Here is a 23338-nt window from a genome sequence, read left to right as displayed (position 1 = left end):
CAGCTCTGTCTCCGCTTCCCAGGTACGAGTGAGTTCGAGCGTGATCCAAGTATCTGTGGTCTGTTGCGAATGCTTTCGGAACGCCCCGAGAGTAAGAGCATAAATTGACGCAAACTAGCGCTCCTTCAACACCCAACTTAAGCCGTTCATTTTAAACAGTAATGAATTTATTTCCTTCCGATCCAAACTTCAATGTGCTCCGGTGAGGTCTGATCTCGCCATTTTGAGGCACTTAAATCAAACACCCGTACAGGGGCAGTAGTGTCTGATCTGACGATTTTTTGGAGAGCAGCGGCCAAATTTATAGCCTCTTCCCGGTATTCTGGACTCGAATACCGAACCTCGAGAGTGCCCTCTGCAGCAGCTACATTATTAAATTGGCTTGTCTGGACGTTCCACCCTGCATTTTCGAGTTCTTCGCCAAGCCTCTCAGCCTCTTTGTGTGTCCAAGGTTCAGACCTATTTACCGATAGCCAAGTATCAGCCAAAAGCGGACCTGGGACTTGCGTTCCGGGCAGCTGAGTATTGTCTCCGGAACTGGCGGGTTCGATAGGAATTTCTGGGCGCTCTTGAGCTAGAGCACAACCTTGGCCAAACCAATTATACAGACACCAAACGGAAACTGCAGGGAGTGCCCGCCCGCCTGAAACGATCTGAACAACTGCTAAAGTTGTGATTGCCATAAAAACACCAGCTACGAACCATGCTATGGTATGCACCAGCAGTCCTGGCAAATTTGCAAGTATCGTGAGTCCTATATATACTGCGGCGCCTATTCCAGCAACTTGCAGCGCGAAGCCTGTGTCAAGGCCATCCTTGAACCAAACTCCAACGATTGCAACCCCTGCAAATACGGCAAGAATCGTTACAATAACTTTTGCCAGATCAGGATTTACCGACAGCGCTTTCTCAATTACCTTCCAAGGCGCAATCGTAAGAACTAAACCGCCGTCTTCTTTAGGTTCGTTGCTATTGTGTGCCATCATCAATAAATCCTTAAGAAACTTTCCAGAAGGCCCGTAAATTGGGGTGAAGTCGCGGAATTTCCTCTGTCAATCAAACCACCTGTGCCAGAGCCGACGTCGGTTTCCATCAGAATTCTGACAGTAATAGTTTCTGGATGTAAGTTTGCTTCCACCGCAAAAAATTAGCTATAAGTCGTTACTCTATAAGGGAAACCATTATGCCTTTTAGGCCTTTATCAAGAAGGCTGAGGCCATGAAGCCATCCGCGAGGCCGTCATCTTCCAAATCGACCAACGCCCAGTCGTGGTCTTTCCCGGCAAAGCCTAAAACACCTACGACCTGCCCCTCCGGGGCTACGGTCAACCGAGTGCTAGAAATGCTCGGCGCAGACCGCAGCACCAATCCAGAACGTGCGTTCACAATATATCGACCCAGACTATTGTTAGGGCCAGCGTTTAATCCAGGCGAAGTCGGTGTCGTGCGAGCAGCTAGTCGGGTAGCCAGTTTTATATAGCGATTGACCAACTCGCCGTAGTACTCGCCAGCACCGTTCCGATGACCTTGTTTCCAGCCAAGATTTCGATCATATGACCCTCGATTATAAGCAATCGCAACCTTTGTTGATTCCGCGATGGTCAGTTTGCGATCTAAGTACAGCTTCAGTCCTTTGGCTTTTGTCGTAGCCTCGGACAAGGCTTTTCCAAATGTTCCCTCGAAGCTTCTCCAACCTTTTGTAAGGAAGTAGTTGGGGTCTTCCTTGAAGAATTGCAGATCATATTGAAACAATCCGTAGCCACGGCAGAAACGTTTTTTGTGGCGGACATATTTAGCATATTCAGGCGCAACGTTACCCAATATCTGCAACGCATTCCGTCCGATATCATACATTTCAACGCCATTGGGCATCGCTTTGAGTTCTTGTGGCGTTCGAGGGAACGCTTTGCGGCGCGGTGCGCCGATTACATCCCCGACGCAGGCATCTAAGAAGGCTTCCTCACCGTCCGCGTGTTCGCGGATGCGCGACCAAAGATATCCAGTTTCTTGGTATGCGATGCCCGCAAACATAGGCAAAGTAAACGGTGTCTTTTTGATTTCGGATTCGATTCTTAGACCAAACTCTTCCAAGAACCAATTGATCTCTTTGCGGGCGCTCATTATTCAATATCCTCTGTTTTGTTGCCTAAATATTTGCATTTTGAATGTAAATGTATCGTAAATCGACAAACGGCCTATTGCTGCGCCGCCTGTTTTAGGTTGCCCAATATTTTCCCTTAGATCAAGATGTTTTGAGGTTTTGTTCCGTTGTTCGGGCACCTACTCCACGATCTTTGGGAGGAGACTAAATTCTCCTTCCACTGCCAAATTTTGCAAAACTGTTCTCTGATTGCGGCTTTTTATCCAAACATGGTCCGCCTCAAAAGTAGATCACTCACACCATGAAGGCACCGTAACCCGTTGATTGATCAGAATAACCGCTGTGATCGAAATTTTGATGGCGTAGTGTCTATTAACGACACTATTTCGCCTATGCGTTGCCGGCTAAATCCGAAAGCGGCCACTGGCGTCGGTACGGAGAAATGATGCTTTTTCCTGCGGTGCAGACGCCCAGTTTAGTAGTTTAAATGTCCGCTACTAACATACCTGTACAATCAGATCATGCCCGTTTTGGGCTGACAGCAGTCATCCGGTGTGATCGCTCAGGCCGGTGCCAGGGCATTTTGCGCAAAACCACGCGCTGCATTGCCGCAAGTCTGCTTGGAGCCCATTTCGCACTTCGCTGCACGGTATGCGAACGTCCGGTTCTGTTGCAGCGGCCGTAGGGCGGAACAAATTTCGATCGATTTTGGGCAAAGGTCCGTTATCTGGTATCAGGTCAGAGTTTACTTGCAGCCGCCCGGAACTGCGTCGCGTTGAAACTTCACTCAATTCAGCTGAAACAGGTGTTGCGTTAGCAGCTTTGCTGAGCAGCCCGACGCGTTTGCAGCCGAAATTCCTTTTCGAATTTGTCTATCCCTTGAGAGGTTTTTTTGGACGATGGAACGGAGAATATGCGTTGGCAGCCGTGCGGAAAATAACTTGCTCGCAGTCGCTCTAGAGTTTCGTTAGAAAACTCCCTTCCATCATCGCCATCATAGAAACGGTAACCTGCATCGCCTGAGGTCGTCACTATCTCGCCTGGAAATTCATTAAAGGCTCGGGAAAAGAAAACGATGCAAATCCTTGTGCTTTCAAGGCTCTGTAGAAATCGCAGAATATCTGTGGCCCTTTCGTACAAGCTAGCACGATTGTTGCCACCTTCTTGAAAGCAAGAATAGTGCATTACTAGCATCGATGGGATCGCATCAGGGCGCGCCCAGATTCTGATCCTATAGTCATCCCTCCAGTCCTTCGGAAGGGAAGTCGAAAAACGCCACCGCAAACCCATGTCTTCTTCGAGTTCGTCAAGAAAGCCCTGCATTCCCACATATTCCTCGAATTCGTAGAAATCGGTATCGCATTTTATGAGCACTACATCCCCATTTTCTTCCACAGTGGAAGCAAAGGAGCGGTCAGGATAGATCTCTAGATACCAGCTTGCTAGCAACTTGTGAGCAGACCAGGGGTCATCTGGTGTTACAATGCTGTTGTGATCCCCCGGGAGCCCTCTAACTCGGTTACAAAGAAACTCAACATCCCGCTTCTCAACTACTATCGACCGCAATGGACCCCAGCCCACAGTTGGGTCTATCTCAAAAGCACAGAAGCTTGTGATCGCTTCCATATGCCCCTTGCGGCGCCATTCATCGCGCAGATCGTTCAAGAAACTGCTTTCTACAGCAACGATATCGCCGCTCTCGTTCACTTGATATCGAATCTTAAACAGTTGTGCCATGTCTTCGAGCGAAGCGCTTGACGACAAGCTGGAAAGCCAATTTGCAAGTCGGCTTCCTCCTGTCGGCGTCGCAAAGGTAAAAATTGCCGGTGTCCGTTCAGCTAGACCCTTATGTCCATTGATGATATTTCGGACAATCAGGCCACCCATGCTATGTGCAACGAACAATATGTCCTGATATCGAGCTACCCCATTTTGGTGCACATCCAAAATACCACGTTCGAGTATTTCGGTTGCGAAAAAGTCACTGCTCAGACTATCTATGCTTGGACTCTCACGCCATTTGGTCGAAAGATAGTTGACGACCAATACATCGGCATCCGAGAAAAGATTGTCTTCTACGACAATCTCTGGCCACGTTGGGCCGTTGTTGTCGGCTGTAGAGCTCCAAGTTTCGGATGCGCTTCCGTCGATCCCATGAACGAAGATCATAATCTTGGATGAAGCGGCTTCTTTTCTAAGCCAGCAACTTTCTTCGTATTCAACGTCTTCGCAGCTCTGACCGAACGCAGCCGATCCCAGAGATATCAGAACGATGGCTTTGGACAGTAATTTCAGAACTCGCATAATTCGGCAGCCTTCAACCACCAGTGATTTTCCGCATTTTTTGGACTTCAGGCTCATTTTTCACGAATTCTGAAGAGAAAATCAAGGATTTCTTCCTAGTCATGAATTGCAGAGCAAGATGGCCTCGATCCAGAACTGCTACTACCCATGGGATTTGCCAAACTTATCCGTTTATGTGACAGGCGACAACTACCGGTGTTCGCCAACTCGAAAGCCAGAAAGCGGACTTTGGCGCAGTAGCAGCGAATTAGTTCTTTGTCGCGCACTGCCGACCTTGTGCTGTAAAATTTGTTGCGTCAGGTATCGAACGGCAGCTTTAGTAAAGCTGCAACGCAGCGTTTGGTTCTTCGAGCAACGGCGGCAATGGGCCGAGGGCCGCCTTCCACAGCAGCCCTCACAGCCTCCACAACAAAACCCCCCCATTACACCCAGTCACCCAAAACCTGGCAAAGCTCAGGCTTGTTTCCGGGATACGTCGAAGTCGGCTCTCAGGGGGGCGGTGTCGTAGATGATGGTCATTCGGGCAAAGAGGTGCCGGTCCTCGGTCAGTTCAAAGACATCGACGCATTCGAATTCCACGATCTTGCCGCTGGCGAGGGTCCAGACGTACCGGAAATGCAGCGCCACGGAGCGGCCTTCGATGGAGCGGTCAAAGATGTTGAGCAGCGTCGTTTGCGAGCGGGAGGTGTCGGCAAAGAGTTCGGCGTAGAAATCCTGTGCAGGCCGCACGCCGTAGAGCGGCGACACGATCTCGGCGTCGGCGGTAAAGAGGGCGCGCACCCCTTCCAAATCGCCAGCATTTAGAGCGTCGAGGTAGCGGTTGCAGAGGTCGTCGAGGGTCATTCAGGTCTCCTTCGGGGAATTAGGCCCGAGGCGCCTCTGAATAGACGGAGCCGCCGGTGGGCGGCGGCTTCTGTGATCTTAACGCATCATCAGGCCGCCGTCAGGGGTGGCGGTAATAGCATGGGGTCTGATGGCAACGGAGGATCATGGGGGATCAGTATTGGTTCGCTGCGCCGCTGTCAAAAGCATGCGCTCTGCACCATGCACAAAACCGTCGCTGATCGCGCGGGGCCTTGCGGTCTGTGGTGTGGTGGTGATGGGCCGGTTTTTGACGCCGCCCCTAGGGCCCACCCCCTGGCCTCAGGCCGCAATCAGTTCGGCGCTTGCGCCCGCAGTTCCGCGTCAAATTCAGCGATGGCCTTGGATTTGTCTTCGTCGTCGGTCTCGTGCAGCTCACGGGTGACGACACCGGGCAAAGCGCCGAATTGCTTGCTCAGTTTCACCGGGTAAAAGGTTGTCTTGATCCCGCCAAAGCCCGGCAGTTTCTGCAACAATTGTGATGTGGAATTGGCGCAGAACGCCTGGGCCACTGCGCCGTTGTTGATCGCCAGTTGCAGCGCCTTTTCGGCAACCTCGGGCGAGACTTCGATCCGCTGGATCACCACATAGTGGGTCTTGCGGGAATGGGCGCTGGCATAAAATTTCTCGATCCGCGGCGTAATACCGTAAAGCACATCGGCACGTTCGGCGATCTGCGAATGCTGCACCGACCCCGCCGGATCAAAGATCACCCGCTGCGAGCCGTTGATCATCAAACTGGTATGCGCGCGGCCCCGGTGGTGGCGTTCACCATGGTATAAAGCGTCAGCGCAGGCGGGCCATCATGGCGATAGGCCGCGCGCGCCACGGTTTCCGCATCGTCATAGCGTGTCCGTTCTGACGTTGTGCCACATGCCGCAAGAAGGGCAAGGCCGACAAAGGCCACAATCAGTTTCTTCATCGGATCTTGCCCCCGAAAGACAGCTTAGCTGTTGAAAATGGCGAGGAAAATCAGCACCAGAATCGACGCAACCGCCACGCGCGTCGACGCAGTGATAAAGCCGTTAAAGGTGTCTTCCTGAACGGAGATGTCCATTTCGCCGTGTTTGTGTTCAGCCATGTCATTGGTCCTTTGGATCGTGTTCCCGGTCGATGTAACGGATTCCTCTTGGGCTGTCACGCCTCGAGCTGATATCGCCGGTCTAACGCGCGATTATGTCGCTTCGGTGTCAGCTTCGCGGGCGACTTTTTCCAATTGCTCCGCCAAACGGAACCCGATGCGGCGCGGGGCGGCGGTTTCGACCTGGGTTGGCAGCGCGCGGAGCAGCACGTTCAACTGGCTGACATGCTGCACCAATTGGGTGCGGATACCCTGGGCATCGGTGCCATGAAAGGTGATGATGTCGGGATCGAAATAACCCATGCCCTCAATCCGCAAGATCCCGGCCTGACCGCCGGTGAACCCCATGGCCACCTCGTGTTCGTTGTCCAATCCGGCCTCGAAATCGCGGATATAGAGCACCAGCCGCTCATAGGCCCATTCTGCCGCGCTCTTTTGCGCCACCGGGCGATTGGTCAGACAATCCGCGGGTGGCAGGCCCTTCGCGGGCGCCTGGCCCTCTGTGTACACTTCGATTCGCCGTGGCAAGGCCGCGGCTTCTGCCGCTTCGGCGGTGGTGGAAATATCATGTTCTTGCATGGAACCTCGGCTCATAACGGCATTGCTGTGGTGTCTTTTATATCTTCCATGACGAAACTCGCAGAGATATCCGAAAGCGGCACCATGGCGATCAATTTCTTGTAGAACACGTCATAGGCCGGCACATCCGCCACCCGGACCCGCAGGATGTAGTCCAGATCGCCGGTCATGCGATGCGCGGCGGTGATTTCCGGCAAAAGCTGCACCGCGCGGCCGAATTTCTCCATCCAGGCGGCATCATGGGCATTGGTGCGCACCAGCACATAGACCTGAAGCGGGCAGCCGACCTTGGCCGCATCCAACAGCGCGACACGCCCCCGGATCACCCCCGCCTCTTCCAGCATGCGCATCCGCCGCCAACAGGCATTGCGCGACAGGCCTGGCCGCCTCGGCCAGGGCATCCATGCTCTGGCTGGCATCCTTCTGCAGCGCCCGCAGAATCTTGAGATCAAATGCGTCAAGCTGGGTCATTGATGGGATCATGTCCCAAAGACAGACGCAAAAGCAAGAAGATTTGGGACGGATTGACCGCCATGGTTTGGTATTTTGTCACCAACAAGATCTTTGCAAACAGCAGGAGAACCCCATGCCTTCACACGGTCCCGTCGCCTTTTTCACCGCACATCCCGCTTCGGTCAACGAAAGCTATGGCCAGCACCTGCGCTTTGCCCTGCGGTTTTCGGGTCTGCTGTTTCTTGCCGCCGGCGCGGCATTGGTCCATGCGATCCTGCCGCGTTCTTTGAAAAAACCGCCAGCCGGATTGTCCTGCGGCTGCATGACAAAGTGACCAACCGACGGTAATGCGGTTCCGCCTGCGGGCCTAATCCCGTGGGGCGGCGGCCCGGCGCAACCGGTCATTGATGGCCCGTCCCAACCCATGATCGGGCACCGGGGCCACGGCGATCCCTTTGGGGCCGCCCCTGTCAAGCAGGTGCAACGCCCCAAACAAATTCGCCGCCGCTTCCTGCAGGTCGCCAGCGGGGGACAGCGACATGTCGCCCTGGACCGGGCCAAAGCCCAGCAGAACCTCACCCTGTTCGACCGTCTGCGCATTCATCCGCAGCCCGGCGGAAGGCGCGTAATGCGACAGCAATTGCCCCGGCGATGTCGGGGTCTCTGCCGAGCCACCGCTGGCCAGCGGGACACCCAACATGGCCTCCAGCGCCTCGGCCTGGAATCCACCGGGGCGCAAAAGGGTCGGTTCGGGGGCCAAGGCCAAAATCGTCGATTCCACCCCGACGGAACAGGCCCCGCCCATCAGAACCGCCTCGATCAGCCCGTCCAGATCGGCCAGTACATGTTCGGCTGTTGTCGGGCTGATCCGCCCCGACAGATTGGCCGAAGGCGCGGCCAAAGGCCCGTCAAAAGCCCGCAGCAGCTCCCGCGCCAGCGGGTGCGCCGGAAGGCGCAGCGCCAGCGTGTCCAGCCCCGCCGTCACCAAGGGTGAGATCCCCGCATCGGGCCGCAATGGCAGGACCAGCGTCAAGGGCCCAGGCCAGAACGCCGCCGCAATCCGGTCGGCGACATCATCCCAGATCACATAGCGCTGCGCGGTGGCCACATCTGCCACATGGGCAATCAACGGATTGAAACTGGGCCTGCCTTTGGCGGCGTAAATCCCGGCCACGGCCTGACCGTCGCGGGCATCCGCGCCCAACCCGTACACCGTTTCCGTTGGAAAAGCGACACGCCCCCCCTGCGCCAAAACCTTTACCGCGCCTGCAATACCATCCCCCTTGGGATCAAGCCGCGCTGTGATGATCGGCTCAGCAATAGTATCAGTCATCGGTCAAAATCAGTCATCGGTCAGCACAACCTTCCCTGTGACGCCGCGTTTCGGTTGTCGCAGAATTTCGCAGGCGTATAGCTAAAGTTTAGGCTTAAAGCAAAGACTTTGCAAGGAAAATATATGGCATATTCCGCCCCGCTCAACGACTATGATGTCATCCTGCGTCACATTGTGCCGCTCGCCCCTGTTGCCGCGACCGACAAGTTTGCCGAAGCGACAGCCGAAATGGCAAAGGCCGTTCTGGGCGAGGCTGCGCGGCTCTGCGAAGAGAAGCTGACGACATATCAACGCAACGGCGACCTGCACCCTGCGGTGTTGGAAAACGGCGTTGTGCGCACCTCGCCCGGGTTTGCCGAAGGACATCGCGCAATCGGCGAAGGGGGCTGGATCGGCATGTCCGCCGCACCAGAGCATGGCGGCATGGGGTTGCCGATGATGCTGACCACTGCGGTCAATGACATGATGTCGGGGGCGTGTCTGTCCTTGCAGCTGGCCCCGCTGATGAGCCAGGGCCAGATCGAGGCCTTGGAAAACCATGCCTCGGATGCGTTGAAGGCGCTGTATATTCCCAAGCTGATTGCCGCGAATGGACCGGCACGATGAACCTAACCGAGCCGCAGGCCGGGTCGGACGTTGGCGCGCTGCGCAGCAAGGCGGAACCAAACGGCGACGGCACCTATGCGGTTTCAGGACAGAAAATCTTTATCTCCTGGGGGATAACGATTTTTCCGAAAACGTCTGCCATTTGGTGCTGGCGCGTCTGCCCGATGGCAAACCGGGAACCAAGGGCATCTCGCTCTTTCTTGTGCCGAAGTTCATTCCTGATGAAACCGGCGCACCGGGCGCGGCCAATTCGCTGCGGGTGGTGTCGCTGGAACACAAAATGGGTCTGCATGGCTCGCCCACTGCCGTGATGGAATACGATGGCGCGACCGGTTGGCTGGTCGGCGAAGCGCATGACGGGATGCGGGCGATGTTCACCATGATGAACAACGCGCGCCTTGGGGTCGGCGTTCAGGGTCTGGGCCAGGCCGAGGCTGCGACCCAGACCGCGCTGGCCTATGCGCTGGATCGCAAACAGGGCCGAAGCCCGATCGAGGGCGGCACCGGCACAATCATCGACCATGCGGATGTGCGCCGTATGCTGGCCACCATGCGGGCAGACACCTTTGTCGCACGCGCCATTGCCGTCGCCTGTGCCCAGGCAATCGACATGGGCCATGCCACGGGCGACGCAAACTGGACCACAAGAGCCGCACTTCTGACACCAATCGCCAAGGCCTTTGGCACCGAAACCGGCATGCGCGTGGCCGAAATGGGTGTGCAGGTGCATGGGGGCATGGGGTTCATCGAAGAAACCGGAGCAGCCCAGTATTACCGCGACGTGCGCGTCACCGCGATCTACGAAGGCACCAATGGCATTCAGGCGATGGACCTTGTCGGGCGCAAAATGATGGATGGCGGCGACGCGATGAACGCCCTTCTGGACGAGGTCGAGGCCCATGCAGAGGGGCTGCGCGCCACACTGCCGGATCTGGCGGAACCGGTCTGGCAGGCGTCTGAAACCCTGCGCGAAGTGGTCGATGCAATGGTGGAAAAATCCGACATGAATGCACGATTTGCCGGCGCCGTGCCGTTCCTGATGGGATTTGCGCGCGTGCTGGGCGGGCATTTCCACCTGAAAGCGGCAGCCGCCGAAGGCGCAGACAGCGCACGCGGCAGGCTGGCGCGCTTCTATGTGGAGCGGCTTTTGCCAGAACATGCCAGCCTGTTGGAGCAGGCAGGTGCCGGGGCGGCGGCCCTCTATGCGCTGACGCCGGAAGATCTGGCCTCGTAATGGACGGCAGCGCACCCGGCATCCGCACCCCCTGGCCCGAACCACCCGCCGAAGGCACCGCAACCGAGGTCGCACCCGGCGTGCTCTGGATGCGGTTGCCGCTGCCGATGGCGTTGGATCATGTCAATATCTATGCGCTGGACGACGGCGACAGCTGGACCGTGATTGACAGCGGAATTGACACGAAACGCGCGCGCGCCATTTGGCAAAGACTTTTGTCCGGGCCACTGGCGGGCAAGCCGATCGGCCGCGTCATCGTCACACATCACCACCCGGATCATATCGGTCTGGCCGGATGGTTTCAGACAGAACATGGCGCCACGCTGTGGACCAGCCGCACCGCATGGCTGTTTGCCCGCATGTTGTCGCTGGACGTACAGGATCGGCCAACGCCGGAAACGCTGGCGTTCTGGCGGTCCTGCGGCATGGATCCTGACGTTTTGGCCAAACGCATGGGCGAACGTCCCTTCAACTTTTCCGATGTCGTGGCACCGCTGCCCTTGGGCTTTCACCGCCTGAAAGCGGGGGATGAGGTCACCATCGGCGGGCGGCGCTGGGCTGTGCATTTCGGCCATGGCCATGCGCCGGACCACCTCACCTTCTGGAGCCTCGACGACAATCTGGTGATTGCCGGGGATCAGATCCTGCCCTCGATTTCCTCCAATATCGGCGTTTATGCGACCGAGCCGGATGCAGATCCGGTGGCGGATTGGCTGGAAAGCTGTGAGCGGTTCCTGCCTATGGCGCGCGAGGATCATTTGGTGTTGGGGGGGCACAAGCTGCCGTTCACCGGGGTGTCGATGCGGTTGCAACAGTTGATCGACAATCATCATGGCGCGCTTGCCCGGCTGGCGGACCACCTGCAAACGCCGCACAGCGCCGCCGAATGCTTTGCCCCGCTGTTCAAACGCAAAATCGGCGAAGGCGAATATGGCCTGGCCATGGTCGAAGCGATGTCACATTGCATCCACCTCTGGCACGAGGGCCGCGCCACGCGGGCACGTCGCGATGATGGTGCCTGGATCTGGACGGCGGCCTAGGCGACCTGCGCGGTCCCGGACTTGATCCGGGACCTATCGTCCGTTTGCGCGGAGGTCCCGGATCAGGTCCGGGACTGTGCCGTCTAATGCTCGCCCGCTTATGCCCGCCCCGCCGTGGCCGACAGGGCCAGCGCATCAATCCCCAGCGTGCCCAGTGCCGCCTCCCATTTTTCCGTATCCGGAAGGTCAAACACCAGATCAGGGTCGCTGTCACAGGTCAGCCACCCGTTTTGGGCCAGTTCGTTTTCCAATTGCCCCGGCCCCCACCCGGCATAGCCGAGCGCCACCAGACGCCGTTGCGGCCCGCGTCCGGCACCGATCTCTTCCAATACGTCCACTGTGGCGGTCATCGACATGCTGTCATCCACCGCCAGCATCGCCACAGGCGATTCGTAATCCGGCGAGTGCAGCACAAACCCCCGCCCCTGCTCCACCGGTCCGCCAAAATGCAGCGGCCCCGGCGCAAAATCATCGGTCACCGAAATATCCAATTGTGACAACAGGCTGCCCAGCGACAGATCCGCCACCGGTTTGTTGATAATCAGCCCCATCGCCCCTTCGTCGGAATAGGCGCAAAGATACACCACCGAATGGGCAAACCGCGGATCAAGCATGCCCGGCATGGCAATCAGAAGTTGCCCGGTCAGGTCACTATTGCCAATATCCGACAGCGTTTTGGCCATTACGATGGTCTCCCCAGAGTCACATTGCCCGACAAAGATGGTCGCTTGGGACACAACACGCAAGTCTCGCTACAAAGTGAGTTGGATTTCCGTCGGCTTTGGCGCAGGTCTGGGGGCATGATGCGAAATTTGATGAAAATTGTCGTTTGCGCCTTGGGTCTTTCGGGGGCGACGGCAGCGGTAGCACAACAGTCGCCGGGCCAGGAAATTGCGCGGGCGGAATTTCTGCCGGGCTGGCGTCAGGCGGATGGCAGCCATGTGGCTGGTCTTTTGATCGACCTGAAACCGGGATGGAAAACCTATTGGCGCAGCCCCGGTGATGCCGGAATTCCGCCGCGGTTCAACTGGTCCGGCAGCCGCAACATCGGTGATCTGCGCCCGGTCTGGCCGACGCCGCGGGTGATGGACCAGAATGGCATGACCTCGATCGGCTATCCCGGCGATGTGGTGATTCCCTTTGTGATCCGACCGGATGCAGCGGGGCGCGAGGTGCAATTGCGGGCCCAGATGGAATTGGGCGTCTGCAAGGACATCTGCGTTCCGGCGACGCTGACCTTTTCCGGGGTCTTGCCGCGCAGTGGCACCCGTGACCCACGGCTGGTGGCGGCAATGGTGGACCAACCGCTGAGCGCGGCTGAGGCCAAAGTGGGCAAGGTCACCTGCCGCATTTCCCCACAGGCGGGGGGCATGACCGTGACCGCCTCGATCCCGATGGCATCGGCGGGCGGGCCCGAATTTGTGGTGATCGAAACCGCCAATCCGGCGATCTGGGTGTCCGAGGCCGTGACCCGTCGTGAAGGCCGCGACTTGATTGCCGTCACAGAAATGAGCCACGTCAACGGCACGGCATTTGCGGTGGATCGTTCCCGGCTCAGGTTCACCGTGCTGGGGCACGATCACGCGGTCGATATCCAGGGCTGCGCGGCGCGCTAACCCGCCCCGCGCGCTGTCGGTGTGAGTGCCCTGTCAGCACCGGTCACACCCCCGCCCCCAGCCAACAAACAAGTACCGTCAAACGGGGCAAGCGGCCCGACTGTGGGCAGCGCTTGCGCGGGTTTTTGCAGCCGCCAATACGGCGCTGGCGGTGACCGGCCTGTTACCGGCGGCGGTCGCGGCGTGACGACATCGGCTGAAACGCCACGCCGACATGTGCCTCGCAATAGGGTTTGCCCTGTTTCACCGGCAGCCCGCAGAACCAGAAATCATCTGTCGCAGGGTCGCCAACCGGCCATTTACAGGTGCGTTCGGTCAGCTCCATCAAGGTCAGGCGTTTGGCCTTCTTTTCGATTTCGCTCACTTTGGCCAGCGCCTCTGGGCTGATCTCATTCGCCGAGGGTTGCGGCGGCAGCGGCTGGCCGGCAGGGATGATCTGGCGGCGGGCCGGTGTCACCGGCTTGGGCACAACTGCGGTTTCCACCACCGGTTCGGCCTTTGGCTTGGCTTCGACCTTGGGCACTGGTTTGATCTTGGGCTCGACCTTCGCCGCCTTGGCCGGTTCCGGTTTGGCCGCGGGGCCAACGCCGGCCCGGTTCGACAGGCCCAGCCGGTGCACCTTGCCAATCACGGCATTGCGCGTCACACCACCCAGTTCCTTGGCGATCTGGCTGGCGGATTGCCCCTCGCCCCACATCTTTTTGAGCAATTCGACGCGTTCATCGGTCCAGGCCATCGGGTATCCTTACGAGAAAAGCAGCCTCATGTACGGGCTGCCCTTGGAATTTCGGTCAAGCTCCTATTCTAGTCACTCGTGGCTGAGTTACAAGGCCGCGAATCGGTAAGGGAGAATCAACATGGGCGAAACAGGGCACACACCCGAAAGCACCGTACTGGACATGGGCGGTCGGCGCTTTGGCGCGGTGAACTGGCTTGGACTGTTCACGTTGTGCCAGCGCGAGGTTCAGCGATTCCTTGCCGTCTGGACCCAGACCTTGTTGGCGCCGCTGGTGACCGCCGGTCTGTTTCTGTTGATCTTTTCCATCGCCATCGGCCCACGGCGCGGCGATGTCATGGGGGTGCCGTTCACCCATTTCATTGCCCCCGGCATCCTGATGATGACGGTGATCCAGAACGCCTTTGCCAATGCCTCGTCCTCGATCATGATTTCAAAGGTACAGGGCAATATTGTGGATACGCTGATGCCGCCGCTGTCGCCGCTGGAGCTGGTGATCGGCTATCTGGCGGGTGGCGTGGCGCGTGGGGTTGTGGTGGCAATTGTCATTGCGACCTGTCTGGTGCTGTTCCTCGGGATTGGCATTGCCCATCCGGTCTGGATGCTGGTGTTTGTCATCCTGGGCGCGGCGTTTCTGGCGGGCTTGGGCATTATTGCCGGCATCGTGGCACAGAAATTCGATCAAATGGCGGCGATCACCAATTTCATCGTGACGCCCTTGGCCTTTTTGTCCGGTACGTTTTATTCGGTTCAGGCCCTGCCGCCGGTACTGCGCGAGATCACCCATATCAACCCGATGTTCTATCTGATCGACGGTGTGCGCTATGGCATGGTCGGGGTCTCTGATTCGTCGCCCTGGTTGGGGCTGGCGGTGTCCATCGTTTCGGTTCTTGCGGTGGGGTTTATCGGCTGGACCATGTTCCGGCGCGGCACGCGGCTCAAGGCCTAGGGGCAGCCCCCGCTGCGGACCGCCGGGTGGCAGCCCGCCCCTCGCGCCATGCAAGCAAGGCGCCGCCGGCAATGATAATCGCTGCGCCCAGCGCCGACACTGGGCGCGGCACCACACCAAAGACGCCGAAATCAATCACTGCGGCGAAAATCAACGTGCCATAGCTGAACGGCACGATAAAACTGGTCTCGGCGCGGGACACGGCATTCAGATAACAACTCTGGGCCAGGGCCATCGACAGGCCAACCCCCGCCATACCGCCCCATTGCGCGAGCGTGGGCCAGACCCAGACCCCGCGCCCAAAGACCAGCACCACCAATGTCGCGATGCCCAGGCCGATCGCGTTGTTGATCGACAGCACCTGCAACGGCCCCTCTCGCCCGGTCAGACGCTTCATGAAGATCACCTCCAGCCCCAGCAACATCGCCGCGCCCAGCGCCAGCAAGGCGGCGGGCTGAAACGCGCCGGTTCCGGGCCGCAACAGCACCAATGCCCCGACAAAGGCCAACCCCGCCGCCGCCCAACGCACCGGGCCGACCCGCTCCCCCAGCAAAGGGATCGCGAGGATCATTGCAAACACCGGGTTGAGAAAGGAAATCGCCGTTGCATCCGCCAGCGGGATCGCGGCCACGGCGGCAAACATCAACGTCACCCCGCCCCAGCCACAGCTGGTGCGTTGCAGATGAAGCCGCCAATGCACCCTTGTATATTTCAGCCGCGACACCCCAACGATGCCGCGAAAAACAGGCCCGCGAACAGAAACCGCCCGAATGTGACCTGCAAGGGATGCATGGAACCGGCAATCGCGCCGGCGCCCAACGCCTTGGCAAAGGCGGTTGAACTGGCGATGAACACCGTCGCGCCAAGCATCAGAAGAATGGCAAGCGGGGGATTTTGGGTTTTGGCCTGAAACATGCAGAGAGTTGCACCGATCCCGGCCGGATTGACAAGAACAATCGAAGACGCCTGTCAGGGCGGATGAGAGGCGCGAAAAGCCTCAGCCGAACGCGCGAGGATAGACCAATTCTGCCTCTGGTATGTCCTGTCCCGGCGCCATCAACAATGTATGGGCAATCGGATAAGGCGAGGACAGCCGCGCCGCCCGCGCCTGTGAAAATCCGCACCGCTCGTAATATGCCGGATCGCCCAACACCACGATCGTCGCGCCGCTGGCCCCGGCCCAGCCCGACAACATGCCAAGCATACGGCGGCCAAAGCCCTGCCCCTGCCACTCCGGGGCAATCGCCACCGGCGCCAGACAGAGCCAGCTCTTGGGTTTGACCATCATCGACAGGGCGAAGTAACCGGCAACACCCCGGCCCAGCGGCAGGACGCTTTCGCCCGCAATGGCACCGGATTTGCGCAATTGCGCGATCAACTGCGCTTCGGTCTTGCGCCCGAACGCCGTGTGCAACAGCGCATCCACCGCCGCCTCTTCGCCGCGTTTCATTTCCCGCAAGAACCCGGGACGAAGTTTTGCGCCCTCGGCGCGCGTGTCTTTTTGCATGTTGCCTAGCCATTCCTGGCGGCGGTTTCGACCACCGAAACCGTCTGTGTCACCAATTCCGCAGGCCCGTAGCTGGTCAGAAACGCGGTTTCCGCCGCATCCAGCCCCACGCCGATGCGGGCAATGGTGCTGGCGGTGGACATGCCTGTCGGATCAAACAACTGCCAGCCGCCATCCAGAAACACCTCGACCACGGCATGAAAATCGGGCGGTTCGACCCCCGGCGCATAGGCGCTGACAAACCGCGCCGGAATGGTCGAGGCCCGCGCCATGGCAATCATCACATGGGCGAAATCCCGGCAAATGCCCTGACGTTGCACAAATGTGTCCAGCGCGGTTGTCCCCGCGTGGCTGGCCCCCGGCACATAGCGGATGTTGCGTGCCACCCAATCGGCAATTGCCATCACCCGCGCCCCGCCCGACAGTGAGCCGAATTCCTCGATCACGAAATTCTGGAATTGATCCGACGGGCAATAGCGTGACGGCATCAGATATTGCACCACGCCCCCCGGCAAAAGATGCGGCGGCACCGACGCCAGCGCATTGAGATCCGGGTTGGCGCGATCGACCTCGACCGACGCGCGGTATTGGCAGGTGAAATCACCCGCCACCCGCATCCAGATCCGCTCTCCCACCGAACTTTCGGCGTTGACGCGCGCGAAATGCAAGGTCGGGCCGGGTTGCAGATAGGGGGCGATGATCCGTTGATCCGGCAGGATCGCCGCCTCGATTTGCAGCAGAATATCGGTTTCCGCCGACAGTCGATAATGCAGATAGGACTTGATCTGTAGCAACATATCGGGGCTCCGTATTGGAGGTTTGAAAAAATCGGGCGCAGCGGTCGTTTGGGGACGTAACCCAATGGCAGTTGGTTTCAAGTTGGCGCGATAAGGCCGTCGGCCTGGCATTTCAGACACCGGTAAACCGCACGCCGCAGGTCGCCTGTCTTTGGCCCTCCTGTCTTTGGTCTGCCTGTCTATGAGCCACCTGTCTTTGGTCTACCTCAAGGGGTGTCTGCCCCGCTGCAACAAATCAAGCTTTGATTGCCATCCTGCCCAGCATTTGGGACAGAACACGCCGATTGCCCGTCTAGACCCTGCTTTTGGTTGCCCGGCCGGCAAGCTGTTGCAAGACCCGGCGCAGCACAACAACATCGTCGGGGTCAAGCCCGGCCACCAGCGCCGCATCATATTGCTCGGCAACACCATACAGATCACGATAGGCCGCCTGCCCCATTGGGGTCAGCATCAGATGTTCCACCCGCCGATCTGCGTCATCCTCCTGACGGATCAGAAAGCGCCGCGCCTCCAACCTGGCAACAGCGCGGCTGACCTTGGTCTTGTGGATATTGGCCAACCGCCCGATATCCCGCGCCGTCATCCGGCCATAGACCCCAAGATGAAAGAACACCCGCCAATCGGTCACCAGCATCCCGTAGCGGTCTTTGTACACCTTCTGAAATCCCAACGACGACACCTCGGCCGCCTGATTCAGCAGATAGGGCAGGAACAGGTTCAAATCGAACCCGCCATCTGATGCGCTATTATTTGTCATATCGCGAAGGATAATCGTTGTTAGTTACAAATTCAACTATTATTTCTCTCTCAGCAGGAGGACACGTGATGACAAATTCCCCAGTCACCCCGACAATGAACCGCCCCATGACCCAGGCCCAGACACCGGTTGGCACGACACCCGGCTATATGCCCGGTTTTGGCAATGACTTCGAAACCGAGGCCCTGCCCGGTGCCTTGCCCCAGGGGCGCAACAGCCCGCAGAAATGCAACTATGGGCTTTATGGTGAGCAGCTTTCGGGAACGGCCTTTACCGCGCCCAGCCACCAGAACGAACGCACCTGGTGTTATCGCATCCGCCCCTCTGTCAAACACAGCCATCGGTTTGAAAAGATCGACGTGCCCTACTGGAAAACCGCCCCGCATGTGGTGTCGGATGTGGTGTCGCTTGGCCAATACCGCTGGGATCCGGTGCCCAACAGCGATCAACCGCTGACCTGGATCACCGGAATGCGCACCATGACCACGGCCGGCGACGTGAACACCCAGGTCGGCATGGCCAGCCATATCTATCTGGTCACCGAGTCCATGCAGGATTCCTATTTCTATTCGGCGGACAGCGAACTTCTTGTCGTGCCACAACAGGGCAAGCTGCGGTTCTACACAGAACTGGGGATTATCGACCTTGCGCCGGGTGAAATCGCCATCCTTCCGCGTGGGCTTGTCTATCGGGTCGAGGTCGTCGAAGGCCCGGCGCGCGGATTTGTCTGCGAAAACTATGGTCAGAAATACGACCTGCCCGGCCGCGGCCCGATCGGGGCCAATTGCATGGCCAACCGCCGCGATTTCAAAACCCCGATTGCCGCATTCGAGGACCGCGAAACGCCATCAACAGTCACCGTCAAATGGTGCGGCCAATTCCATCAAACCAGCATCGGTCATTCCCCGCTGGATGTGGTGGCCTGGCATGGCAATTATGCCCCGGTGAAATACGACCTCAGCGACTATTGCCCGATTGGCGCGATCCTGTTCGATCACCCCGATCCGTCGATCTTTACCGTATTGACCGCCCCGTCCGGCGTCGAAGGCACCGCCAATATCGACTTTGTCCTGTTCCGCGAACGCTGGATGACGATGGAGGACACCTTCCGCCCGCCGTGGTATCACAAAAACATCATGTCGGAACTCATGGGCAATATTTACGGCCAATACGATGCCAAACCCCAGGGCTTCGTGCCCGGCGGCATGTCGCTCCACAATATGATGTTGCCGCACGGCCCGGATCGCAATGCCTTTGAAGGCGCGTCAAACGCCGATTTGCAACCAGAGAAGCTCGACAATACCATGTCGTTCATGTTCGAAACCCGGTTCCCCCAGCATCTGACCGCCTTTGCCGCGCAAGAGGCCCCGCTGCAAGATGATTATATTGATTGCTGGAGTGATCTGGATAAGAAATTCGATGGCACGCCGGGCAAGAAATAGGTCGGCACTGGCAGTGAGGCAAAGATGACTGGCGCGTCCCTGAAACTTGTGGTGATCTTGCCGATCCTGCTGCTCTTTGGCGGGCTGATCGTGGCGGTTGTTCTGCAACGCCGCCGCGAGGCCCGTGACGAAAAAGCCCGTGTTGAACAATCCCGTGATGAAAGCGACAAAACATGAAGCTATACTCATATTGGCGATCCACCACGTCGCTGCGGGTCCGCGCGGCGATGAACCTGAAATCGGTGGACTATGACATCGTGCCGGTTGACCTGGTCGCAGGCGACCAAAGGCACGAGTCGTACCAGACGCTGAACCCGGGCAAAGGCGTGCCAACGCTGGTGCTGGATGATGGCACCGTGTTGACGCAAAGCATGGCGATACTCGACTATCTTGAAACCCGCTATCCCGAACCGGCACTCCTGCCGGCTGATCCAATCGCGCGGGCCAAGGTCCGTGCCGCAGCCGATCAAATCGCGCTGGATATCCATCCGGTCAACAATCTGAAGGTCGTAAGCCACCTGAAATCCCTGGGCCATTCCCAGGACGATGCGGTCGCTTGGATGAACCACTGGATGACCGAGGGCTTCACCGCCTTTCAACATCTGATCCGCCCCGACACCGCCTTTTGTTTCGGCGACAGCCCCGGGCTTGCGGATCTTTGCCTTGTTGGCCAGCTCTATAACGCCCGCCGCTGGCAATGTGATCTGGCCCCTTTCGGGCGTCTGATCGACATTGATGCCCGCTGCCAGCAGATTGACGCTATCGCCAGCGCCATGCCCGAGCGCCAGCCTGACGCGGCAGCAAAAGTTGCCACCTGACAAAACTGCTACCTGACAAATAACCGCCTGACGCAAAGGCGATGCGCATCCCGCGCAGTACTTAACAAAGGAAACCACATGCCGCTGATGAAAAGCTGGGTCGAAAGCGCCAATGCCCCCGATACGCAATTTCCGCTGAACAACCTGCCCTATGGTGTCTTTTCGGTTGGCGGGGGCGAGCCGCGCTGTGGCGTGGCGATCGGCGACAAGATCTTTGACTGCCGCGCAGCAGAAGAGGTCGGCTTGCTGAACTTCGGCAAAGAGCCGCTGTTCGACGTGCCGTTCTGGAACGAAGTGCTGGAGGCTGGTTCAGACGTCTGGGACCGGTTGCGCAACACCCTGACCGGGCTGTTCATTGCCGGCAGCGACGTCCGCGCCACGGTGGAACCCTTTCTGATCGACATGGATGCCGCAGAAATGCATCTGCCGTTCCTGATCAGCGAATACACCGATTTCTATGCCGGCCGCCACCATGCCACCAATGTCGGCACGATGTTCCGTGGGGCGGAAAACGCCCTGCCCCCGAACTGGCTGCATATTCCCATTGGCTATAACGGGCGCGCGTCTTCGGTTGTGGTGTCCGGCACCGATGTGCGCCGCCCCTGGGGACAGTTGAAAGGCCCGAACGACGCCCTGCCGCGCTTTGCCCCCTGTGCCCGCTTCGATCTGGAACTGGAAATGGGGGCCATTGTCGGCACACCCTCCGACCGCCCGGTCACCGTCCGCGAAGCTGACGACATGATCTTTGGCTATGTGCTGCTGAACGACTGGTCCGCACGTGACATCCAAGCCTGGGAATACCAACCGCTTGGGCCGTTCCAGGCCAAGGCAACCGCAACCACCCTGTCGCCCTGGATCGTGACCAAAGCGGCGCTGGAACCTTTCCGCTGTGACACGCCTGCACGGGAACAAGAGCTGCTGCCGCACCTGCGCGACGCGGGCCCGATGCTTTATGACATCGACCTGTCGGTGACGCTTGCCCCGGCGGGCAAAGCGCCGACCACCATCGCCGAGACCAATTACAACGTGATGTATTATTCCGCCGCCCAGCAACTGGCGCATCACACCACCTCGGGCTGCCCGATGAACTCTGGCGACCTGCTTGGCTCTGGCACGATTTCCGGCCCGGAAAAACATCAGCGCGGCTCTCTTCTGGAACTCAGCTGGGGTGGCAAGGAGCCGCTGACACTCGACAACGAAGAGACCCGCACCTTCCTCGAAGACGGCGATACCCTGACCCTGTCCGGCGTGGCACGGGGCGACGGATATCAAATCGGCTTTGGCGCCTGCACAGGCCGGATCTTGCCCGCGCTGGCCGACCCTTACGCGCGATAGACCCTTCTTCTCTTCCTGAAATACGCAATTCCCGGCCCTTCCACCCCGACTACAGTCAAGGAAACCACAGGGCCGGGATCTTTGCCTCTCAGGGCGATCCGAACTTGGGCGTGACCACGGGCAATGACAGCGTGATGATCGCCCAGGTCCGCGGAACCGCCCCCCCGCTGGACCTAAACGGCGGCACTTGACCTCGCCATGTGGCAGGCGCCGTGAAGGTGATCACAGAACACCGGGCGGTGCATGCCATTGCACCCCCGGCTATTGACCCGTTGACCCCAGCCCCGCATGTCGTACACCTGAGCCACACCGACATGCGAGGCATTCATGACCCAGATCATCCAGTCCTTTTCCGAGATCTCCGATCATTACGACGCGGCATTTGTCGACCTGTGGGGGTGTGTGCACAACGGCATCGACGCTTTCCCCGAGGCCGTCGCCGCCCTGCAAGGCTTTCGCGCACGTGGCGGCACCGTGGTGCTTTTGACCAACGCCCCGCGGCCGCGTGACGAGGTCGCCGAACAATTGGCAAAGATGAATGTGCCGGATGATGCGTTTGACACAATCGCCACCAGCGGCGACAGCGCCCGCGCCGCAATGTTCACCGGCGCGGTTGGTTCAAACGTCTATCACATCGGCGAACAGCGCGACGGACGGTTCTTTCAACCGCTGCATTTGATCTCGGACCCGGTCACCATCAATCGCGTGCCCCTGCAAGAGGCCGACGGCATCGTCTGTACCGGCCCGTTTGACGCCCTGGCCGATCCCGCCGTGTTGCGCCCGGATCTGTTGTTTGCCAAGCAAAAAGGCCTGAAACTGCTCTGCGCCAATCCCGACATCGTCGTTGATCGCGGCGAGAGCCGGGAATATTGCGCCGGGGCCGTGGCGGCACTTTATACTGAAATGGGGGGCACCAGCCTCTATTTCGGCAAGCCACATCCCCCGGTCTATGATCTGGCGCGCCGCCGTCTGGCCGAGATCCGCCCCGGTGTCGCAGACAATGCGATCATTGCCATCGGTGACGGCCCCCATACCGACATCGACGGCGCAATGGGCGAAGATATTGATTCCTTGTTCATTTCCGGCGGGTTGGCGGCACAAGAAACCAAAACGTCGCATAGCCCGGATGAAACGGCCCTAAACCATTATATTCAAAGCGAAAACATCAACCCCAGCTATACAATAGGTCGCCTGCGCTGACCTAATAAGGCTTGATTTTCTGCGCCTGCAAAGTAATTATGTTGCGAAATGCCCGACATGGGCGCGCAAAAATTACCCGAAGGCGACAAAATGGAGCCCCCCATGCTGGACAATATGCCCCGCGGCACGATCTGTATCGAAGACATCGAAATGGGGATGACCCGTCACCTGCGCAAACAGGTGACGGACCGCGACATCGAATTGTTCGCCGAGGTGTCGACAGACCGCAATCCGGTGCATTTGGACGACGACTATGCCCAGGACACGATCTTTGAGGGGCGCATTGCCCACGGCATGTTGACCGCCGGGCTGATTTCAGCGGTGATCGGCGAACAATTACCGGGCCATGGCACGGTCTATATGGGCCAAACCCTAAAGTTTCTCGCCCCCGTGCGCCCCGACGACGTGGTCTATGCCGAGGTCAAGGTGATCGGGATCGACCACGCCAAACGCCGGGTGACGCTGGAGTGTCATTGTGCCGTCGACGGCAAAAAGGTGTTGATCGGTGAAGCCAAGGTGCTGGCCCCGTCACGGAAGTTCGACTGAGGATGGTTGAGACATTGGGCCACATATCCGGTTTGGCCGCATAT

The 23338-nt window shown here is 58.6% G+C and carries 27 protein-coding genes and 2 pseudogenes; 11 read left to right on the top strand and 18 right to left on the bottom strand.

Features of this window, described 5'->3' with window-relative positions; genetic code table 11:
* Window positions 1–167 precede the first annotated feature (167 nt).
* The 10 genes and pseudogenes from AC0L4F_RS11625 to AC0L4F_RS11580 form a co-directional block, all read right to left on the bottom strand.
* The gene (locus AC0L4F_RS11625; protein ID WP_244688563.1) at window positions 168–986 is read right to left on the bottom strand and encodes a hypothetical protein; all 819 of its coding nucleotides are present in this window, start codon (window positions 984–986) and stop codon (window positions 168–170) included.
* A 204-nt stretch (window positions 987–1190) separates the two neighbouring features.
* The gene (locus AC0L4F_RS11620; protein ID WP_244688561.1) at window positions 1191–2120 is read right to left on the bottom strand and encodes an SH3 domain-containing protein; all 930 of its coding nucleotides are present in this window, start codon (window positions 2118–2120) and stop codon (window positions 1191–1193) included.
* Window positions 2121–2913: 793 nt separating this feature from the next.
* Window positions 2914–4461 (bottom strand): esterase/lipase family protein, encoded by a 1548-nt coding sequence (locus AC0L4F_RS11615; protein WP_244688558.1) that lies wholly within the window; start codon window positions 4459–4461, stop codon window positions 2914–2916.
* A gap of 396 nt (window positions 4462–4857) precedes the next feature.
* Window positions 4858–5247, bottom strand: coding sequence for a nuclear transport factor 2 family protein (locus AC0L4F_RS11610; protein ID WP_244688556.1), 390 nt, complete (start codon window positions 5245–5247; stop codon window positions 4858–4860).
* 311 nt (window positions 5248–5558) lie between these two features.
* Window positions 5559–5999 carry a hypothetical protein gene (locus AC0L4F_RS11605; RefSeq protein ID WP_348524092.1) on the bottom strand — a complete coding sequence of 147 codons (441 nt, stop codon included), beginning with the start codon at window positions 5997–5999 and terminating at the stop codon, window positions 5559–5561.
* The gene (locus tag AC0L4F_RS11600; RefSeq protein WP_348524091.1) at window positions 5999–6187 is read right to left on the bottom strand and encodes a hypothetical protein; all 189 of its coding nucleotides are present in this window, start codon (window positions 6185–6187) and stop codon (window positions 5999–6001) included. The genes AC0L4F_RS11605 and AC0L4F_RS11600 overlap by 1 nt, the downstream gene beginning before the upstream one ends.
* A 24-nt stretch (window positions 6188–6211) precedes the next feature.
* Window positions 6212–6346, bottom strand: coding sequence for an aa3-type cytochrome c oxidase subunit IV (locus AC0L4F_RS11595; protein WP_244688553.1), 135 nt, complete (start codon window positions 6344–6346; stop codon window positions 6212–6214).
* 93 nt (window positions 6347–6439) lie between these two features.
* The gene (locus AC0L4F_RS11590; protein ID WP_244688551.1) at window positions 6440–6925 is read right to left on the bottom strand and encodes a DUF6173 family protein; all 486 of its coding nucleotides are present in this window, start codon (window positions 6923–6925) and stop codon (window positions 6440–6442) included.
* 11 nt (window positions 6926–6936) lie between these two features.
* A complete protein-coding gene (locus tag AC0L4F_RS11585; protein WP_348524090.1) occupies window positions 6937–7326 on the bottom strand; it encodes an Lrp/AsnC family transcriptional regulator in 390 nt (129 codons plus the stop codon).
* A 19-nt stretch (window positions 7327–7345) separates the two neighbouring features.
* Window positions 7346–7396: pseudogene (locus AC0L4F_RS11580) on the bottom strand (hypothetical protein); the annotation flags it as partial.
* A gap of 115 nt (window positions 7397–7511) precedes the next feature.
* Here AC0L4F_RS11580 and AC0L4F_RS11575 point away from each other — a divergent pair.
* On the top strand, window positions 7512–7712 hold the full coding sequence (locus tag AC0L4F_RS11575; RefSeq protein WP_348524089.1) for a DUF6356 family protein: 201 nt from the start codon (window positions 7512–7514) through the stop codon (window positions 7710–7712).
* A gap of 33 nt (window positions 7713–7745) precedes the next feature.
* Here AC0L4F_RS11575 and AC0L4F_RS11570 read toward each other — a convergent pair whose 3' ends face one another.
* Window positions 7746–8711 (bottom strand): L-threonylcarbamoyladenylate synthase, encoded by a 966-nt coding sequence (locus AC0L4F_RS11570; RefSeq protein ID WP_244688549.1) that lies wholly within the window; start codon window positions 8709–8711, stop codon window positions 7746–7748.
* 123 nt (window positions 8712–8834) lie between these two features.
* Here AC0L4F_RS11570 and AC0L4F_RS11565 point away from each other — a divergent pair.
* Both AC0L4F_RS11565 and AC0L4F_RS11560 read left to right on the top strand, forming a co-directional pair.
* Window positions 8835–10551: pseudogene (locus tag AC0L4F_RS11565) on the top strand (acyl-CoA dehydrogenase).
* On the top strand, window positions 10551–11591 hold the full coding sequence (locus AC0L4F_RS11560) for an MBL fold metallo-hydrolase (RefSeq protein WP_244688547.1): 1041 nt from the start codon (window positions 10551–10553) through the stop codon (window positions 11589–11591). The pseudogene AC0L4F_RS11565 and the gene AC0L4F_RS11560 overlap by 1 nt, the downstream one beginning before the upstream one ends.
* 98 nt (window positions 11592–11689) lie before the next feature.
* Here the strand turns inward: AC0L4F_RS11560 and AC0L4F_RS11555 are convergent, their stop codons facing one another.
* Window positions 11690–12274 carry a YqgE/AlgH family protein gene (locus AC0L4F_RS11555; protein WP_244688545.1) on the bottom strand — a complete coding sequence of 195 codons (585 nt, stop codon included), beginning with the start codon at window positions 12272–12274 and terminating at the stop codon, window positions 11690–11692.
* Window positions 12275–12406: 132 nt separating this feature from the next.
* On the opposite strand from AC0L4F_RS11555, the gene AC0L4F_RS11550 reads away from it, so the two are divergent.
* A complete protein-coding gene (locus AC0L4F_RS11550) occupies window positions 12407–13207 on the top strand; it encodes a protein-disulfide reductase DsbD domain-containing protein (protein ID WP_244688542.1) in 801 nt (266 codons plus the stop codon).
* Between the two features lie 163 nt (window positions 13208–13370).
* Here AC0L4F_RS11550 and AC0L4F_RS11545 read toward each other — a convergent pair whose 3' ends face one another.
* Window positions 13371–13943 carry a GcrA family cell cycle regulator gene (locus tag AC0L4F_RS11545; protein WP_244688540.1) on the bottom strand — a complete coding sequence of 191 codons (573 nt, stop codon included), beginning with the start codon at window positions 13941–13943 and terminating at the stop codon, window positions 13371–13373.
* A 121-nt stretch (window positions 13944–14064) separates the two neighbouring features.
* Between AC0L4F_RS11545 and AC0L4F_RS11540 the strand changes: the two genes are divergently transcribed.
* The gene (locus tag AC0L4F_RS11540) at window positions 14065–14892 is read left to right on the top strand and encodes an ABC transporter permease (protein WP_473446416.1); all 828 of its coding nucleotides are present in this window, start codon (window positions 14065–14067) and stop codon (window positions 14890–14892) included.
* Here AC0L4F_RS11540 and AC0L4F_RS11535 read toward each other — a convergent pair.
* From AC0L4F_RS11535 to AC0L4F_RS11515, 5 genes are all read right to left on the bottom strand, one after another.
* The gene (locus AC0L4F_RS11535) at window positions 14882–15592 is read right to left on the bottom strand and encodes a DMT family transporter (protein ID WP_348524088.1); all 711 of its coding nucleotides are present in this window, start codon (window positions 15590–15592) and stop codon (window positions 14882–14884) included. The two genes, AC0L4F_RS11540 and AC0L4F_RS11535, sit on opposite strands and share 11 nt — an antisense overlap.
* 11 nt (window positions 15593–15603) lie before the next feature.
* Window positions 15604–15807: a hypothetical protein gene (locus AC0L4F_RS11530; RefSeq protein ID WP_348524087.1), complete on the bottom strand. Its 204-nt coding sequence runs from the start codon at window positions 15805–15807 to the stop codon at window positions 15604–15606.
* 82 nt (window positions 15808–15889) lie between these two features.
* Window positions 15890–16399: a GNAT family N-acetyltransferase gene (locus AC0L4F_RS11525; RefSeq protein WP_244688538.1), complete on the bottom strand. Its 510-nt coding sequence runs from the start codon at window positions 16397–16399 to the stop codon at window positions 15890–15892.
* Between the two features lie 5 nt (window positions 16400–16404).
* Entirely contained in the window at window positions 16405–17196 is a 792-nt protein-coding gene (locus tag AC0L4F_RS11520) for a transglutaminase-like domain-containing protein (protein WP_244688536.1), read from the bottom strand.
* Window positions 17197–17488: 292 nt separating this feature from the next.
* On the bottom strand, window positions 17489–17953 hold the full coding sequence (locus AC0L4F_RS11515) for a MarR family winged helix-turn-helix transcriptional regulator (RefSeq protein ID WP_244688533.1): 465 nt from the start codon (window positions 17951–17953) through the stop codon (window positions 17489–17491).
* A gap of 95 nt (window positions 17954–18048) precedes the next feature.
* Between AC0L4F_RS11515 and hmgA the strand changes: the two genes are divergently transcribed.
* The 6 genes from hmgA (at window position 18049) to AC0L4F_RS11485 (ending at window position 23294) form a co-directional block, all read left to right on the top strand.
* Window positions 18049–19395: a homogentisate 1,2-dioxygenase gene (hmgA, locus tag AC0L4F_RS11510; protein ID WP_244688927.1), complete on the top strand. Its 1347-nt coding sequence runs from the start codon at window positions 18049–18051 to the stop codon at window positions 19393–19395.
* Between the two features lie 24 nt (window positions 19396–19419).
* Window positions 19420–19572, top strand: coding sequence for a hypothetical protein (locus AC0L4F_RS11505; protein WP_244688531.1), 153 nt, complete (start codon window positions 19420–19422; stop codon window positions 19570–19572).
* On the top strand, window positions 19569–20213 hold the full coding sequence (gene maiA, locus AC0L4F_RS11500) for a maleylacetoacetate isomerase (RefSeq protein ID WP_244688529.1): 645 nt from the start codon (window positions 19569–19571) through the stop codon (window positions 20211–20213). Before AC0L4F_RS11505 ends, maiA begins: the two co-directional genes overlap by 4 nt.
* 78 nt (window positions 20214–20291) lie before the next feature.
* Window positions 20292–21548: a fumarylacetoacetase gene (fahA, locus tag AC0L4F_RS11495; RefSeq protein WP_244688526.1), complete on the top strand. Its 1257-nt coding sequence runs from the start codon at window positions 20292–20294 to the stop codon at window positions 21546–21548.
* A gap of 327 nt (window positions 21549–21875) precedes the next feature.
* Window positions 21876–22748 carry a TIGR01459 family HAD-type hydrolase gene (locus AC0L4F_RS11490; RefSeq protein ID WP_244688524.1) on the top strand — a complete coding sequence of 291 codons (873 nt, stop codon included), beginning with the start codon at window positions 21876–21878 and terminating at the stop codon, window positions 22746–22748.
* A 102-nt stretch (window positions 22749–22850) separates the two neighbouring features.
* On the top strand, window positions 22851–23294 hold the full coding sequence (locus AC0L4F_RS11485) for a MaoC family dehydratase (protein WP_244688522.1): 444 nt from the start codon (window positions 22851–22853) through the stop codon (window positions 23292–23294).
* The last annotated feature ends 44 nt before the right edge of the window (window positions 23295–23338 follow it).

Source organism: Marinovum sp. J2-8 (assembly GCF_055808435.1).
The sequence above is the reverse complement of the archived record's forward strand: the minus strand, read 5'-3'. Positions and strand labels throughout refer to the sequence as shown.

Excerpts from the sequence above, each read along its gene's own strand:
- AC0L4F_RS11625 (WP_244688563.1), bottom strand. The coding sequence starts at position 986 with ATGATGGCACACAATAGCAACGAACCTAAAGAAGACGGCGGTTTAGTT.
- AC0L4F_RS11620 (WP_244688561.1), bottom strand. The coding sequence starts at position 2,120 with ATGAGCGCCCGCAAAGAGATCAATTGGTTCTTGGAAGAGTTTGGTCTA.
- AC0L4F_RS11615 (WP_244688558.1), bottom strand. The coding sequence starts at position 4,461 with ATGAGCCTGAAGTCCAAAAAATGCGGAAAATCACTGGTGGTTGAAGGC.
- AC0L4F_RS11610 (WP_244688556.1), bottom strand. The coding sequence starts at position 5,247 with ATGACCCTCGACGACCTCTGCAACCGCTACCTCGACGCTCTAAATGCT.
- AC0L4F_RS11605 (WP_348524092.1), bottom strand. The coding sequence starts at position 5,999 with ATGATCAACGGCTCGCAGCGGGTGATCTTTGATCCGGCGGGGTCGGTG.
- AC0L4F_RS11600 (WP_348524091.1), bottom strand. The coding sequence starts at position 6,187 with ATGAAGAAACTGATTGTGGCCTTTGTCGGCCTTGCCCTTCTTGCGGCA.
- AC0L4F_RS11595 (WP_244688553.1), bottom strand. The coding sequence starts at position 6,346 with ATGGCTGAACACAAACACGGCGAAATGGACATCTCCGTTCAGGAAGAC.
- AC0L4F_RS11590 (WP_244688551.1), bottom strand. The coding sequence starts at position 6,925 with ATGCAAGAACATGATATTTCCACCACCGCCGAAGCGGCAGAAGCCGCG.
- AC0L4F_RS11585 (WP_348524090.1), bottom strand. The coding sequence starts at position 7,326 with ATGCCCTGGCCGAGGCGGCCAGGCCTGTCGCGCAATGCCTGTTGGCGG.
- AC0L4F_RS11575 (WP_348524089.1), top strand. The coding sequence starts at position 7,512 with ATGCCTTCACACGGTCCCGTCGCCTTTTTCACCGCACATCCCGCTTCG.
- AC0L4F_RS11570 (WP_244688549.1), bottom strand. The coding sequence starts at position 8,711 with ATGACTGATACTATTGCTGAGCCGATCATCACAGCGCGGCTTGATCCC.
- AC0L4F_RS11560 (WP_244688547.1), top strand. The coding sequence starts at position 10,551 with ATGGACGGCAGCGCACCCGGCATCCGCACCCCCTGGCCCGAACCACCC.
- AC0L4F_RS11555 (WP_244688545.1), bottom strand. The coding sequence starts at position 12,274 with ATGGCCAAAACGCTGTCGGATATTGGCAATAGTGACCTGACCGGGCAA.
- AC0L4F_RS11550 (WP_244688542.1), top strand. The coding sequence starts at position 12,407 with ATGAAAATTGTCGTTTGCGCCTTGGGTCTTTCGGGGGCGACGGCAGCG.
- AC0L4F_RS11545 (WP_244688540.1), bottom strand. The coding sequence starts at position 13,943 with ATGGCCTGGACCGATGAACGCGTCGAATTGCTCAAAAAGATGTGGGGC.
- AC0L4F_RS11540 (WP_473446416.1), top strand. The coding sequence starts at position 14,065 with ATGGGCGAAACAGGGCACACACCCGAAAGCACCGTACTGGACATGGGC.
- AC0L4F_RS11530 (WP_348524087.1), bottom strand. The coding sequence starts at position 15,807 with ATGTTTCAGGCCAAAACCCAAAATCCCCCGCTTGCCATTCTTCTGATG.
- AC0L4F_RS11525 (WP_244688538.1), bottom strand. The coding sequence starts at position 16,399 with ATGCAAAAAGACACGCGCGCCGAGGGCGCAAAACTTCGTCCCGGGTTC.
- AC0L4F_RS11520 (WP_244688536.1), bottom strand. The coding sequence starts at position 17,196 with ATGTTGCTACAGATCAAGTCCTATCTGCATTATCGACTGTCGGCGGAA.
- AC0L4F_RS11515 (WP_244688533.1), bottom strand. The coding sequence starts at position 17,953 with ATGACAAATAATAGCGCATCAGATGGCGGGTTCGATTTGAACCTGTTC.
- hmgA (WP_244688927.1), top strand. The coding sequence starts at position 18,049 with ATGAACCGCCCCATGACCCAGGCCCAGACACCGGTTGGCACGACACCC.
- AC0L4F_RS11505 (WP_244688531.1), top strand. The coding sequence starts at position 19,420 with ATGACTGGCGCGTCCCTGAAACTTGTGGTGATCTTGCCGATCCTGCTG.
- maiA (WP_244688529.1), top strand. The coding sequence starts at position 19,569 with ATGAAGCTATACTCATATTGGCGATCCACCACGTCGCTGCGGGTCCGC.
- fahA (WP_244688526.1), top strand. The coding sequence starts at position 20,292 with ATGCCGCTGATGAAAAGCTGGGTCGAAAGCGCCAATGCCCCCGATACG.
- AC0L4F_RS11490 (WP_244688524.1), top strand. The coding sequence starts at position 21,876 with ATGACCCAGATCATCCAGTCCTTTTCCGAGATCTCCGATCATTACGAC.
- AC0L4F_RS11485 (WP_244688522.1), top strand. The coding sequence starts at position 22,851 with ATGCTGGACAATATGCCCCGCGGCACGATCTGTATCGAAGACATCGAA.